The sequence below is a fragment of the Rugamonas brunnea genome (assembly GCF_014042345.1).
In the GTDB taxonomy this organism is placed as follows: Bacteria; Pseudomonadota; Gammaproteobacteria; order Burkholderiales; family Burkholderiaceae_D; genus Rugamonas; species Rugamonas brunnea.
Window position 1 is genome coordinate 82,375 of sequence record NZ_JACEZT010000015.1, and the last position, 13,984, is coordinate 96,358.

General features: G+C 63.5%; 12 protein-coding genes. 2 read left to right on the forward strand and 10 right to left on the reverse strand.

All coding sequences use genetic code 11. The annotated features are described in order from the left end of the window. Window positions 1-37: 37 nt before the first annotated feature. Together H3H37_RS20095 and H3H37_RS20100 are read right to left on the reverse strand one after the other, a co-directional pair. A complete protein-coding gene (locus tag H3H37_RS20095) occupies window positions 38-688 on the reverse strand; it encodes a hypothetical protein (protein WP_182165835.1) in 651 nt (216 codons plus the stop codon). A 124-nt stretch (window positions 689-812) separates the two neighbouring features. Continuing rightward, window positions 813-1,793, reverse strand: a complete 981-nt coding sequence (locus H3H37_RS20100) for an AraC family transcriptional regulator (protein WP_229218930.1) — start codon at window positions 1,791-1,793, stop codon at window positions 813-815. Window positions 1,794-1,941: 148 nt separating this feature from the next. Between H3H37_RS20100 and H3H37_RS20105 the strand changes: the two genes are divergently transcribed. Together H3H37_RS20105 and H3H37_RS20110 are read left to right on the forward strand one after the other, a co-directional pair. Continuing rightward, window positions 1,942-3,435: a flavin-containing monooxygenase gene (locus H3H37_RS20105; RefSeq protein ID WP_182165839.1), complete on the forward strand. Its 1,494-nt coding sequence runs from the start codon at window positions 1,942-1,944 to the stop codon at window positions 3,433-3,435. Next, a complete protein-coding gene (locus tag H3H37_RS20110; protein ID WP_182165841.1) occupies window positions 3,432-4,325 on the forward strand; it encodes an alpha/beta hydrolase in 894 nt (297 codons plus the stop codon). Before H3H37_RS20105 ends, H3H37_RS20110 begins: the two co-directional genes overlap by 4 nt. Window positions 4,326-4,327: 2 nt before the next feature. On the opposite strand, the gene H3H37_RS20115 is transcribed toward H3H37_RS20110, so the two are convergent. The 8 genes from H3H37_RS20115 to H3H37_RS20150 are packed head-to-tail and all read right to left on the reverse strand — an operon-like array spanning window position 4,328 to window position 13,982. After that, window positions 4,328-4,987 (reverse strand): TetR/AcrR family transcriptional regulator, encoded by a 660-nt coding sequence (locus H3H37_RS20115; RefSeq protein ID WP_182165843.1) that lies wholly within the window; start codon window positions 4,985-4,987, stop codon window positions 4,328-4,330. Beyond that, a complete protein-coding gene (locus H3H37_RS20120) occupies window positions 4,968-6,551 on the reverse strand; it encodes a methyl-accepting chemotaxis protein (protein WP_182165845.1) in 1,584 nt (527 codons plus the stop codon). Before H3H37_RS20120 ends, H3H37_RS20115 begins: the two co-directional genes overlap by 20 nt. A 27-nt stretch (window positions 6,552-6,578) precedes the next feature. Next, window positions 6,579-6,986 (reverse strand): type 2 periplasmic-binding domain-containing protein, encoded by a 408-nt coding sequence (locus H3H37_RS20125; protein ID WP_182165847.1) that lies wholly within the window; start codon window positions 6,984-6,986, stop codon window positions 6,579-6,581. Window positions 6,987-6,996: 10 nt separating this feature from the next. Then, entirely contained in the window at window positions 6,997-8,037 is a 1,041-nt protein-coding gene (locus H3H37_RS20130; protein WP_182165849.1) for a hypothetical protein, read from the reverse strand. Window positions 8,038-8,065: 28 nt separating this feature from the next. Continuing rightward, complete coding sequence (locus H3H37_RS20135; RefSeq protein ID WP_182165851.1) at window positions 8,066-8,695, reverse strand: TetR/AcrR family transcriptional regulator; 630 nt, start codon at window positions 8,693-8,695, stop codon at window positions 8,066-8,068. Window positions 8,696-8,729: 34 nt separating this feature from the next. Then, window positions 8,730-9,686 carry a WD40/YVTN/BNR-like repeat-containing protein gene (locus H3H37_RS20140; RefSeq protein WP_182165852.1) on the reverse strand — a complete coding sequence of 319 codons (957 nt, stop codon included), beginning with the start codon at window positions 9,684-9,686 and terminating at the stop codon, window positions 8,730-8,732. A gap of 10 nt (window positions 9,687-9,696) precedes the next feature. Then, the gene (locus tag H3H37_RS20145) at window positions 9,697-12,075 is read right to left on the reverse strand and encodes an efflux RND transporter permease subunit (protein WP_182165853.1); all 2,379 of its coding nucleotides are present in this window, start codon (window positions 12,073-12,075) and stop codon (window positions 9,697-9,699) included. Further along, window positions 12,075-13,982 (reverse strand): DUF1302 domain-containing protein, encoded by a 1,908-nt coding sequence (locus tag H3H37_RS20150; protein ID WP_182165854.1) that lies wholly within the window; start codon window positions 13,980-13,982, stop codon window positions 12,075-12,077. Before H3H37_RS20150 ends, H3H37_RS20145 begins: the two co-directional genes overlap by 1 nt. Between the last annotated feature and the right edge of the window lie 2 nt (window positions 13,983-13,984).

Consider the following 13,984-nt stretch of genomic DNA (forward strand, 5'->3'; position numbering starts at 1 on the left):
GGTAAAATCCATCCGGAGACTGGATGGCGGAGCCCCTTTAACTGAGCGTTTGCGGCCTGCTTTGGGTGCGCTCCAAGGCGCAGTATGCATGGTACATAGCAGCACCCAACAAAGACCAGGCCAGCAAGGCGAAGATATAGAACACCACGTGATCGTCGTCACCGGGAATATGGTAGAAGTCGTAGATGCTCGCGATAGTCTGTGCAAAGACCATGGCCAGGATGACGCTCAGTGCCTGGAACTTTTCTCCTGCGCGCACCAGCCTGACGGCAAAGTACACCAGATACATCGAGAACGCCGACCACAGCGCCAAATAGAAATAGGGTTTCGGTTCCTTCATGAAGTCGCCTGCCCAGACCACCACGGTCACCACCAGGCCGAGCGCAAACAGCAGCACGTCGACGAAGGCGGAAGGCTTGAACCGGTGCGAAACGGCCATCAAGCCAGCGATGCCAATGATCGGTATCCCGTAACTCCGGGAGAACGCATCGCAAAACAGCGACACGTTCATATACATCGGTATTTCAGTCAAGGCATTCACCAGCAGGTTAGTCGCCGAGAACGTCACAACCAGCAACTCTCCCCCAAGCAAGAAATTCCGCTTCTTGAGGAACTTGATACCGTAGATAAAAGATGTCGCGATCAGCACGAGATCGGCAAAACAGTAGAGATAATATTTGAGTTCCATGGCGGATTTTGATGGCCGTTGCTAAAGTAGGTACATCGTACCAAATTTAGGACAATAAACCAATTATAGGAAATAAAAAAATGGCAGGAATGGCCTGCCGTTTCATTTCCACCACAAAACCGGATCAGGCATCATCGGACCGGACGACCTTCGCCGCGCGCAGTTCCAATGGCGTCGCGCCGAACCAGAGACGGCATGCACGCGTCAACGCCGACTGCGCGGGGAAGCCCAGCATCAGGGAAATCTGCCCGACCGCCATGCGGGTGCCGCACAAGTATTCCAGCGCGAGCTGCTTGCGCACTTCATCCTTGATTTCCCCGAAGCTGGTGCCCTCTTCCTCCAGCCTGCGCTGCAGGGTGCGCGGATGCAGCGCAAGCAAGGCGGCGATATTGGACTTGTCGCAGTCCGCTGTCCCCAGCGTCCGCCGCAACGCCAGCCGCACCCGCTCCGATGCGCTTTGCTCGGCAACCCCGAAGTTGCGGAAAATGTAGTCTTCCGCCACCTGGTGAAAAGACGCGTTAGCGCCGTGCACATGGGCGTCAAAGGTCTTACGCGAGATATACAGCGTGGCCCCGCAGGGCTCTTCCAGCAGGCGCGCGCCAAAGAAGCGCTCGTAGGCAGCGCGGCTGACGATGGGGGGATGCGACAGCGAGACCGCGCAGAGCTCATAGTCTGCACCCGCAAAAAGACGCAGGAAATTGTGTGCATCCGCAAGACACAAGTCACTGTTCTGGTGCGCGACAATCTGGCCCGGCAGACGAATTTCCACGGAAACGGCCACCGTATTTTCCAGCGTTGACGTGCGATCATCGACCGACACGATAATCCCCGGGCTCTGAACGAACAGATAGCGAATCACATCATTGAGCGCATCGCGCACCGTCGGCGCGTTGCGAATGACGAGACTCAACGGGCCCAGCACGTCGATACTTTGATGGGAAGACATGCGCAGCCCGAAGTCTCCCAGGCCGGTCAGTTCCGCGCTGGCCTCCAGCAAATGCGTGGCGGCGTGCAGCGAGATCAGGGCATCGTCCTGGTCCAACGCCGCTTCGTCAATGTGATAGCGGCGCAGCAGTGGCGCGGGGTCGAAACCAAGCGCCCGCATGAGCGCCTGATATCCATGCAAACCCCTTGCGCGTAAGTTTGGTTTCATGTCCTAGAATGTAAAAAAATAGTCTCGCCGTGTCAAGCGGCTTTTCCTTCCGCTCGCTACAGTCACCACTTCCAACAACTAGATAAAGTGGAGATATTCCATGACACCCCAATTTGACGTATTGATCGTTGGCGCAGGCTTGTCCGGCATCGGCATGGCCTGCCACCTGTCCAAGGAATGCCCCGATAAGCGGGTGGCGATTCTTGAGCGGCGGCAGGCCATCGGGGGCACCTGGGACCTGTTCCGCTATCCCGGCATCCGCTCGGACTCCGACATGATCACCTTTGGCTATTCCTTCCGCCCCTGGGGTGAGCACAAGGTGCTCGCCGACGGTCCCGCGATTCGCCAGTACATCGAAGATACGGCACGCGAACACGGCGTGGACGGCCTGATCCGCTACGGCACGAAGATCGTAGGGGCGAGCTGGTCCACCGAACACCGTTGCTGGACTGTCGCCGCGCACGATGAAACTACCGGCAAACAGCTCACCTTCACCTGCAAACAGCTGGTTTCGTGTACCGGCTACTACAACCACGACCAAGGCTTCCAACCCAAGTTTCCGGGCGAAGAACACTACCAAGGCTTGCTCATCCATCCCCAGAAATGGCCGGAAAAGCTCGACTACCGTGGCAAGCACATTGTCGTCATTGGCAGCGGCGCGACCGCCGTCACGCTGATTCCAGCCATGGCCAACCAGGCGGGCCATATCACGATGCTGCAACGCTCGCCAAGCTATGTCATGACGGTGCCTGGCTATGACAAGCCTGCCGCCTTCCTCAGCTACTTCTTGCCGCGGCGCTGGGTCTACGGCATCGCGCGCTGGCGCAATCTGCGCTTGCAGCAGCTGGTGTACAAGGCCGCCCGGCGCTGGCCGCGCCAGGTCCGCTCCTGGCTGCTGAATAACGTGCAAAAGCAGGTCGGACCGGACGTCGACATGCAGCACTTCACGCCCAAGTACAATCCATGGGACGAGCGCTTGTGCGCCGTTCCGGATGGCGACCTGTTCCGTGTCATCCGCGAAGGCAAGGCCTCGGTGGTCACCGACAAGATCAAGACATTCAAGGAAAAAGGCGTCCTGCTGGAGTCCGGCAGATTCCTGGAAGCCGACATCATCATCACTGCCACCGGTCTGCAACTGCAATCGCTGGGCGGCATGGTCCTGACGGTGGACGGGCATAAGGTTGAGCCGAGCAAGCAACTCACCTACAAGGGCGTGCTGCTGGAAGACATTCCGAATTTTTCCTATCTGTTCGGCTACACCAACGCGCCCTGGACCCTGAAAGTCGAAATGTCGGCAGACTATCTGTGCCGTCTGTGGCGGCACATGGACGCTGTGGGCAGCGACGTGATGACGCCCCGCGCCCCCGCCGGCGAAAAGCTGGAGGAATCCGTTCTGGGCTCGCTGCAATCGGGCTACGTCCAGCGCGGAGAACATACGCTGCCACGCCAGGGCCGTTCGCTGCCGTGGCGTGTGCTGAACAACCTGAAGGCCGACCGCACCATGTTGCTGCATGATCCAGTGGCAGACGCCTGGCTGGAACTGCGCGGCCCCACCCCGTCCCGTGCCGTGCCACTGGCACGTCGTGCAGCATGACCGCGCATAGCATCGCATCTGATTTCGAGAGCGAGGGCGAGACCTGCGCCGGGACACTCCTGCTCCCGGCACAGGTGTCGCCACCGCCCGTGGTGGTCATGGCCAATGGCTTCGGCGGCACCCGTGCCGCCGCATTGCCCGACATCGCACGGCATTTCGTGGCGGACGGCTATGCCGTCTACCTGTTCGACTACCGTAACTTCGGCGACAGCGCAGGACAACCGAGGCATTGGGTCAGCCCGCGCCGGCACTTGGCCGACTGGAAGGCGGCGGTCCGGCACGTCCGCAACCTGCCGGGCGTGGATCACGACCGCATCGTTCTATGGGGTACCTCGTTTTCCGGCGGCCACGTGATCGAAACCGCAGCGCGCGATCCCGGCATCCGCACCGTGATTGCCCAGGTGCCCCACGTCAGCGGCGTGGCCAGCGTGCTTCAGGTACCACTGCACATCAGCTTTTGCCTGATGCTCGCTGCGCTGCGCGACCAGCTCGGCCGCGCCTTTGGCCGGCCGCATTACAGCCGCATTGTCGGCCGCCCCGGTGAAGTGGCGGCCCTGTGCAGCGCGGAATGCTGGGACGGCTATGCACGCCTGATCCCTCCCGGAGAGCGCTGGGAAAACAAAGTGCTTTCCCGCATTTTCCTGGAGCTGCCATTCTACAGCCCTGCCCGATCGGCCAGGAAGGTGAAGGCAGCCACCTTGATCATTGCAGGCGAACGCGACTCGGTGACCCCGGCCGCCGCCGCACGGCGCGCCGCCAGACGCATCGCGAACTGTGAATTTCACCTGCTCGATGGCAATCACTTCGAGCTTCACCTTGCCAGCGAAGCCGTTTGCCGGCAAAGCATCGCGTTGCAACTGGCGTTCTTAAGACGACAGTTCGCGCCTTAAGTTCACAGCAACTCCACCCGGGAAGGTGCGATCGCGTCTTGATGGTCCGGAGCGTGTCGCCGCTCGGCACACGCTCCGGCCGCACTGAGCATCAAACGAAAGCGCGCCATCGTGCAACGCAAGGCATCAGCGTTGTTAAAAAACCTGACCTCATGGTGCAGGACGACGGTCAGACCATAGATATCGTCGGCCAGTTGCGTCGGGTCAGTACAGGCGGCCAGTTGCCGCGCCGCCATGGCATCACTCACGCAGGCAGCCAGCCGATTGCGCCAGGCGCACAAAGCCTTGAGCCACTGTTGACTGGCCAATACAGCCAGTTGCGCTGGTTCGCCGGCGCCGCAGAACGGCTGGACTTCCAGCCACGTTCCCGCAGCGATGTGCCCACACCAGTTGGCAAATATGGCACGCAAACGCGGCAGGCCCGGCGGCACCGCCAGGACCGCACCAAATGTCTGCCGTGCAAACCATTGGCAATAGGCGTCGACCACCTCCAGCTGTAGTGCGCTCAGCGAACCAAAGTGCGCGTAGACGCCGCTCTTGCTCATGCCAAGCCGGTCCGCCAGCACGCTGAAACTGAGTCGTTCCATCCCTTCCTTGCAGGCAAAGCGTATTGCCCGGCGAATGATCGCAGCATGGGTGCGCTCATGCTTGTCGGACCGCATCGGGACCTCCAATCCGGGCCACCGGCCTGCGCGCGGCCGTGGCGAGCGCCATGCGCGCGTCCAGCCGGAACACCGCCAGCGCATCGGTCAATTGCGCGGTCAGGTCCGACAGCGACCCGGCGGCGGCTGATGCGTCCTCGACCAGCCCCGAATTCTGCTGCGTCATCCCGTCAATACTGGCGATGGCCCGGCCGATTTGCTCAATGCCGCTGGCCTGGCGCCGCCCGGCTGCGCTGATGTCGCCCATGATGGTTTCCACTTTGCGGATCGACCCGACAATTTGCCGCATCGTGCCCCCGGCCTCGTCCACCAAGGCGCTGCCTGCCGCCACTTTGGCTGCCGAATCGGCAATCAGGACCTTGATCTCTTTCGCAGCGGTGGCGCTACGCTGCGCGAGGTTGCGCACCTCGCCCGCCACCACCGCAAAGCCGCGTCCCTGCTCGCCTGCGCGTGCCGCTTCCACCGCCGCGTTCAACGCCAGGATGTTGGTTTGAAAGGCGATGCCATCAATGACGGAGATGATGTCGACGATCTTTGCCGCCGAGGCGTTGATGGCGCCCATCGTCACAACGACGCTGTCGACCAGCTCGCCGCCGCGCGTTGCCACCAACGTTGCATCGCCTGCCAGCTGGCTGGCATCGCTGACGTGCAGGATATTCTGTTCCACCGTACCAGTCAGCTCGCGCATGGAGCGGTTGGTAAAATCCAGATCCTCCACCTGCGCCTGTGTGCGGCCAGCCAATTCGGTACTGCCACGTGCAATGTCGGCACTGGCTGCGGCAATCGTCTCGGCCGAGCCCTTGATGCCGGCCACCAGCGTGGCGAGGCGTTCGCGCATCTCGCCCAGTGCGGCCAGAACACTGTCACTGCAGTCGGTACGGATCTGCATCGACAAGTCGCCGCGCGCGACGGCTTGCGCAATCGCGCGGGCGTATTCCGGCTCGCCGCCCAGTTGCCGCCAGATCAGCCTGACCACAACCCAGGAGGCCAGTGCCAGTCCTCCCGCGACCAGCAACGCGGCCGCCAGCATCGTGCCTAGCACCTGCCGCACACCGTCGCCGCTGCGTTCGATCCCCGACTGGAACTGGCGTTGCGCGTCCGCCCCCGTCCGAACCAGGTCCGCCTGCAGCTGCCGTTGCGCATTCTGCATCGCCTCCATCGAGGCTTGAAGATCGCCCTGCTCCAGCTTCAGCATCATCCGCGTCGCCGCGAGCGCCGGACGGAAGTAGGCATCGAATTCCCGGCCCAGCCGGCTAGCGGCGGGCCCCTGCCCATCCAGGGCGGCCAGTTTGGCGAGCCGGCCACGGACCCGGGCCGCCTGCTCCGCGATCGGCGTAAGGCGGCCCTGCTCCCCTTCACTGACGGCATCGCGCAGGCCGTCGGTGATGCCTCCAATGTCCTGCCGGAGATCCTTGACCAGGTCCAGCAGCGGATAGTCCACCCGGGCGGTGCGGTCAATCGCATGCAGGGCGCCGCTGGCGATCAGCGCGCTGCCACCAACGCCGAGGCCAAGGACAAGAATGGAGATGACGGGCAGCGCCCAGATAGTGCGTTTGATGCTCATGATGGCCTCGGAATACGGTGGTCCGGATCAGGGAAGCGTGCAGATCACCTTCACCGTGGCGTCGACGGCGCTCTTGTCGATGTAGCCGATCGCCTTGGGATTCGCCAACACGGCCTTCTTCACGTCGGCGTTGCTGGCCACTTCTTTGGGCGGCATGGCCTTGCCCGTGAAGACCAGTTTGGCCCACAGCGCCCGCGTCTGCGCCAGGTCCTTGTTGGCGACCTTCTGGTAGAACTCCGAGCGGATGGTGGCGCTCTCAGGCTGGTCGATCGGTGCGAACGCTTCGGCCTTGCCGAGGAAGTACTGGGCCACCTGCTCTTTCGTCAGCGACGTCTCCGCCGCGTTCGGGTTGACGACAACAACCACTTCGGCCTGGGCCGATATTGCGCTGCACGCCATGGCGGCCAGCAGGGATAAACGGAATAATTTGCGCATGATCGCCTCCTTAGAATACAAAATCAACGCCGACGGCGCCGACAGTGACCGGGCCGTGGAAAGCTGGTCCGGGCTGATTGAACAGGCCCCCATCCTGCGGTTTCACACGATCGAGCTGGAACTTGATATCGGCCGAACGGAACGCATCCCAGCGCACGCCGACGCTGTCGGTGGTCTGGGCGATAGCGCCCGTCATCTTGCTGTGGCTGACGAATGGCAGCAGCTTGCCGAAGCGGTAGCCAGCCATGGCATACCAGGCCTTGGTGTCGGCTCCCGGCGCCTGCGCCTTGGTAAATTCGGACTGGACGACGAGATTGCGCCAGTCCAGCGAAAAGCCCAGCGCCGTGAACGACACTTTGACCTTCGGCAACGCGAAGCTGCCCTGTTCCAGCGCCAGCGTAGCCTCGTCGCGGCCCAGGCGCACCACGAACGGGCCCTGATCGAGAATAAGGTTCAGCACCTTGGCATTAGTGAAGGTAAGGGTCTCGCCGGCCACCTTGGCGCTCGAACGGCCATATGCGAACTGGGTGGTCAAGGTGGACGCGCCCAGATCCTGGCGCCAGTCGATGTCGGCGCCATCGAGGCTGTCGTTGGGCACCTGCGCATACACTTCCTGCGACGGCCGCAGCATGGTGTTGGCATAGCCCACGTTGCGGTAGTCGGACACCAGGAAGACGGCCAGCGGCACGCGGCCGGCGCGCACGCTCACGTTATCCGACAGCTTAGCCTTCGCGAAGGCCAGCGTTCCGGTCGCGCTGTAGGTATCGGTTTCCAGCTTGCGCACCAGCCCCTGCCCGGTCACGGACAGCCAGTCATTGATGCCGGCATCGACTTGCAGGCCGACGTTGGAATCGACACCGGTCCGGGGCTTGGTGCCCACGCCGCCAGCCTGCAATGGCCGCGAGAACAGCGCGTCGCTGGTATTGGTCCATGTCAGGGCGCCGGTGCCGAAGCCGCTGACCTTGATTTCCGGCGCGGCCAGATCGTCGGCCCTTGCGCTCGAGAGCACCAGCGGAATCGCCAGCAATGTAGTAAGAGTTTTCGTTTTCATGATCTTGATTGAGTGAGTTGAAACATTTTTAGTACAAACTACCAAACAGCAACTGATTGACGGCCGCCAGAAAGCGCCGCTCGATGCCGCGCAGATCGGCCCGATTGCGCCGCCGCACGCCGGCCCGCATGCTGACGCCCTCCATCAGCGCGATCAGCAGCATCGCTGTCGCCCTGGTCTCGACCAGCGTCAGCCGGGGATTAAGCGCGGCGATCAAGCCGACCAGCTCGTTCGTCACGCCCGCGTAGCACTCGTCCAGCATCTGGCTCGCAACCGGATCGATCGCGACCAGCGACAGGAAATGGCACCACAGGGCCGAACTCTCGGCATCCTTGGCATCGCGCATCACCTTGGCCACCAGCAGGCCTAGCATGTCGCCCGGCGCGCCGCCCTTTTCCATGGCGTTGCGCAGCTCACGCGTATAGCTGCCGAGCACAGGCTCGAATACGGCCCGCAGCACCGCCAGCCGCGTCGGAAAGTAATACTGCAGATTGCTGATGCTGATCCCGGCGCGCTGCGCGATCTCGCGCAGCGTGAATTTGAGGCTGCCGTTTTGCAGCAGCAACGAACGCGCCGCCCCGACAATTGCCAGCCGGGTCCGCTCGCCCTGTGCCCGCAAGACGCTGTGCGCGCCTCGCGGAGAAGCCGGTTTTCGCATGCAATCCTCCACGCGGCGAAGGGCAACGCGCAGTTCAGTGCGCTACCAGCCCCGCCAACGACAGAAAAATCGGCGGCTTGCCTGCCGCCGCGATCACAGCGGTAAGCGGCTCACGCTCCGGCCGCTGCGACGGCGTGAACGTGGCGCCACCATCGCTGCTGCGCAACACGGTCCCGGACATACCCGCGACCACGACGCTGCCATCCGCCAGCTGCGCGATGCCGGTCAGGGACTGGGTGGTGTCCGGCCGTAATTCTTGCCAGCTCTGGCCGTCGTCGCGGCTGCGGTAGAGGTGTCCGCGCATGCCGCACACCAGCAAGCTGCCGTCCGCCAGCGCCGTGCCATACCACAGCGAACCCTTGCCGCCGACAGCGGCCACGCTCCAGCTCGCGCCGCCATCGCTGGAGCGGTACATCGTCCCGGCCTCGCCCGCCACCAGCAGCGTGCCCTGGCGCGATGCGAACACGTGGTACAGGTGGCGGTCGGCATCGTCACCGCTGCCGAGATGGCGCTCGGCCCAGGTATGCCCACCGTCATGGGTTTCGATGGCCCAGCCATACAGGCCCACCGCAAAGCCATGTTCCGCATTGTCAAAGTGCAGCGACAGAATGGGCTGCTCAAGGCCGGGCGTGGCGCGCAGCAGGCTCCAGGTCTCGCCGCCATCCTGCGTGCCCAGCACCACGCCATCGTGGCCAGCGGCGTAGCCGCGCCGCGCGTCGAGGAACTGGATCGTCGTCAGCATGGCGCGCACCGGAACGCCCCTGGCCTGACGGAAGTTCGCGCCATCATCGGACAGCAGCACGACGCCATGATCACCTACCGCGACGATGCGCTTCCCCGCGCGCGCCGCCGCCAGCAGCGGCGCCTCCGCCGCATTGGCCACCCGCTGGGCAGGCAGCAGGGATGGCCAGCGCTGGGGTTCGGCTGCTGTCGCCCCGCAGGCGACCCGCAGTACGATCAGGATCAGAATCAGTTGTCGGAAAAATTTCATGGCAGCTCTTCTAGTGTTGTAAGGCGGCGGGCATGCGGACCGGCCCGGTGCGCGGAATCAGCCATTCCAGGACGGCGGCAAAAGCAGGCAGCAAGGTAATCGCCATCACCATATTCACCAGGAACATGAAGGTCAGCAGCGCGCCCATATCGGCCTGGAATTTCAGGCTGGAGAAAGTCCAGGTAGCGACGCCCACCGACAGGGTGATGGCGGTGAACACGGTGGCCTTCCCCGTCTCCGTCAAGGCCAGCTCCAGCGCCCTGGTGAATGGGCGTCCGTGCGACAGCTGCACCTGCAGGCGGTTGTAGATGTAGAACGCATAGTCCACGCCGATCCCCACCGCCAGCACCATGACCGGCAAGGTCGCCACGGTCAGGCCGATCTCCAGCTCCTTCATGAACCAGTAGCCGATCCAGGTGGCCACCGTCAGCGGCAGGCAGCAGGCGATCATGGCGCGCCAGTCGCGGTACACCAGGAACACCAGCACCAGGATGGCGGCGTACACATACAGCATCATCGGCGTTTCCGATGCCTCCAGCACTTCGTTGGTGGCGGCCTGCACGCCGGCATTGCCGCTGGCCAGACGCAGCTTCACGCCATCCAGATGATTGGCATCGCGGAAGGTCTTGACCACTTCCACCACCCGCTTGATGGTGGTGGCCTTATGATCGGGCAGGTACAGGTTGACGCCCTGCACCCGGCAATCGCCGGACGACAGGCCCGCAATCCGGTTGTTCACACCAGCGAACTGGGAGCCCAGCCCGCGCGGATCGCGCGTCAAGGTGGCCAGCTTAGGATTGCCCTCGTTCAGCCCCGCGTTGTACAGCTTGAGCTGCCCGGCCAGCGAATCGGCCGACACCACGCCCGGCACGCTGCGCATCAGCCAGGTGAATTCGTCGATGTAGAGGAACTGGTCGGCGCGCGAACAGACTTCGCCCGGATGGTCCGGCGTGGCTTCGAACACCACCGTCAGCCAGTCCAGCCCCACATCGAAGCGGTCGACGATGGCAGCGGCGTCGCGGTTGTAGCGCGAGTCGGCGCGCAGCTCCGGCGCGCCCGGCTGCAGGCTGCCAATATGGCGGCCCTGGCTCTGCCAGAACGCCAGGGCAAAAATGCCCGCGCCGAACAGCGTCACGATCAGGGCATTGCGCGGCCTGGCGATGCGCGCCACCGCCTGCAGCCAGCCGCTTTGATTTTCCCGCCGCGCCAGCGCATCGCGGGCAAATGCCGGGCTAAAGCGGAAGAACGAGGCGGCAACCGGCAGCATCATCAGGTTGGTGAGGATCTTGTAACCCACGCCGATGGCCGCCGTGATGGCCAGCTCGCGGATCATCGGGATGGGAATCAGGATCAAGGTGATGAAACTCACCAGGGCGGTGATCAGCGCCAGCGATCCGGGAATCAGCAAGCCGGTAAAGCTGCGCCGCGCGGCGGCCACCGGATCGGCGCCATTGGCCACCTCGCGGATGATGAAGTTGATTTGCTGGATGCCGTGCGATACACCGATGGCAAACACCAGGAACGGTACCAGGATCGCCAGCGGATCCAGCCCGAAGCCCAGCAGCTGCAGGGTGCCGAACTGCCACACCAGCGAGGTCAGCGAGCACGCCAGCGGCAGCAAGGTCAGGCGGATCGAGCGGCAATACCAGTACACCGCCACGCCGGTCAGCAGGAAGGCCACGGCAAAGAAGCGCGTCACTTCGTCCGAACGGTCGGCAATGTCGCCGATCTGCTTGGCGAAACCGATGATCTGGATTTCCACCTTGGCGTTTTCAAACGGGCGCCGGATCTTTTCCTCCAGCAGCCGGTTGAACTGGATGTAGTCCAGCTTCTTGCCCGTACGCGGGTCGGTGTCGGACAGTTCGGCGGTGATCAGCGCACTGCTCTGGTCACGCGCCACCAGGGTGCCGATATGGCCGCCCGCCGTGGCGCGCTGGCGCATCTGCGCGATCACTTCGCTGTTGAGCTTTTCCGGCACGATGTCGCCGCCCGCCACCGGCTCGGCGCGGAAGCCGTCTTCCGTGATCTCGGTAAAGAACACGTTCGGCGTCCACAGCGAGGTCACGCTGGTGCGCTCCACGCCCGGCAGATAGGTGACGGCGTCGGTCACCTTCAGCAGTTGCGTCAGCGCCTCCGGATTCCAGACGTCGCCCTGACGCGCGTGGACCGCAATGGTCAGGCGGTTGGCGCCAAACAGCTGCTCGCGGTACTTTTCGAAGGTCTGGATGTACTCGTGGCCTTGCGGCATCTGCTTTTCAAAACCGGCTTCCAGGTGCAGCCGGCTGGCGAGCACGCCCATCAGGACAGTGAACGCCGCCAGCGTCAGGAGGAAGATCCGGCGGTGCCCGAACAGGGCCGCTTCCAGGCGGGTGATGAGATGGGAGAGCATTAGAATGACGACGCCAGGCTGATGGACATGAAATTGCGATCGCGCTGCAGATTGCTTGCGCCACCGCCCCAGTTCTGCGTGAAATCGACGCGCAGCTTCAGCTCCGGCTTCACCTTGAAGTCGATGGTGGCGCCCACGACGGCAGCGCCAGCACCCTTGATGAAGCCCGGCAGCGCCGTGGCCGACACACCGGACAAGCCTTGCGAGATCGCGATATCCGGCGCCAGCGATGCGCGCGTGCCAAACACGTTCGGATAGGTCAGCGAACCGGCCAGCACCACGCCCCACGAAGCCTTGGTCGGCAGCGTGTAGTCAGCCGTGACGGCATACGGCACGCTGCCGTCCAGCTTGAGCTTGGGGTAGTACGCCGCCGCCGTCTCCGCCGTGATGCTGCCCTCGCTGGCGCCCAGCGCACGCAGCACGCCGCCCAGCGAGCCCGATGGCGACATGATGTGGATGCCGGTCAGGTGCAGCTGATAGTGCTGGGTGTCGACCCAGCCGCGGCAATACGAGCCCACCGGCGTCGCCGAGAAATCGGCCAGGACGTTGCAGTAATGGGCATTGCGCGGGTCGATGACGGCAGTCGGGTCGATCGCGACGCCGTCACGCGGGCGGAACGACAACTCGGTGCCAAAGGCCCACTCGCCCGCCTGGAAGTTGTACGACACACCGAACAGGTTGCGGTTGGTGCCATAGTCCAGCATTCCCTCCAGGCCGAACGGATTGCTCGCCGTGCTGCTCACCCGATAGCTGACGAAGGGAACCTTGTCGTCGTAACGGGTGAAGTACAGGCCCAGCTCGTCGCCCGAGTCGGGCAGCTGGTAGCGCAGCGCAATGCCGCCCTGGCCATTGTGCGGCGTGCGGTCGCCGACGCGCGGGATGACGGTGCCCGTGCCCAGGATGGCGCCCGCCGGGTTGGCGGCGGGATCGGCCAGTTCGCCAATGCCGAGGCGGCGGTCGTAGGGCAGGCCGCTGGCTGGATTGGGTCCGGTGACGACGGTGGCCGTATTGCCGATCGTCCCCGCCGGGAATGGTCCCAGGCCGTATGGCGCGACCCCGGCATTGAGCACCGAGGTGGGCAGGTAGATGGCGCGGCCGCCCTTGCCCGCGAAGTTATTGGTCGAGAAGAACGTGCCCGGCGCGTCGAACACGAAGCTGTTCCACTTCCATTGATAGAACGCCTCCATCCCCAGGCCGTGGGCCAGCGAGGTGCTGAACGACACCATGGGCGCCGGAATGAACAGATTCTTCAGCGGCGTGCCTGGCTGGTGCGCGGCGGGCAGGTAGATCGGGTTGATCGAATTCACACCGCCTGCGATGAAGAGGTCCTCGCCCCAGCTCAGCACCTGATTGCCGACACGGACGCGGGCCTGCTGGGCGCCGATGTCGAACTCCTTGGTCACGTAAGCGTCCAGCCAGCGCGGATTGCTGGTGGCGAAATCCTTGGCGTCGCGGTCGAGCGGGCCGTTTTTGGTGTGATCGATGGCAAAGTCCTGGTTGACGACACCACGCAGGATGCCGCTCCAGCCATCGGTGCCTTTCACATACAGGTCGGCCGTGTATTGCAGATTGGCCGACACCACTTGCCCGCTCTTGTAATGCAGATTGCCCAGGTCCTGGTTCAGGCGCAGGATGTCCAGGTTGGTCGCGTAAGCGGCCAGGTTGGATGCCTGCAGCGGGGTGATCGCATCACCCACGCAGCCGCCGTTATCGTTGCCGATGTTGCGGCAGTCCGGCTTCGAAGTGCGCACCACCGCGCCGAACGATACGGTCGAATCCAGGTTAACCGTCCAGCCGTTCTCCAGGGGCCATTCCGCCGCCCCTGCAGATCCGGCAATCACGCCCAGCACAGCCAACCATGCCTGCTTCGGGACCAGACGCACATTCACTGCTTTTCGCGTTTTCATGG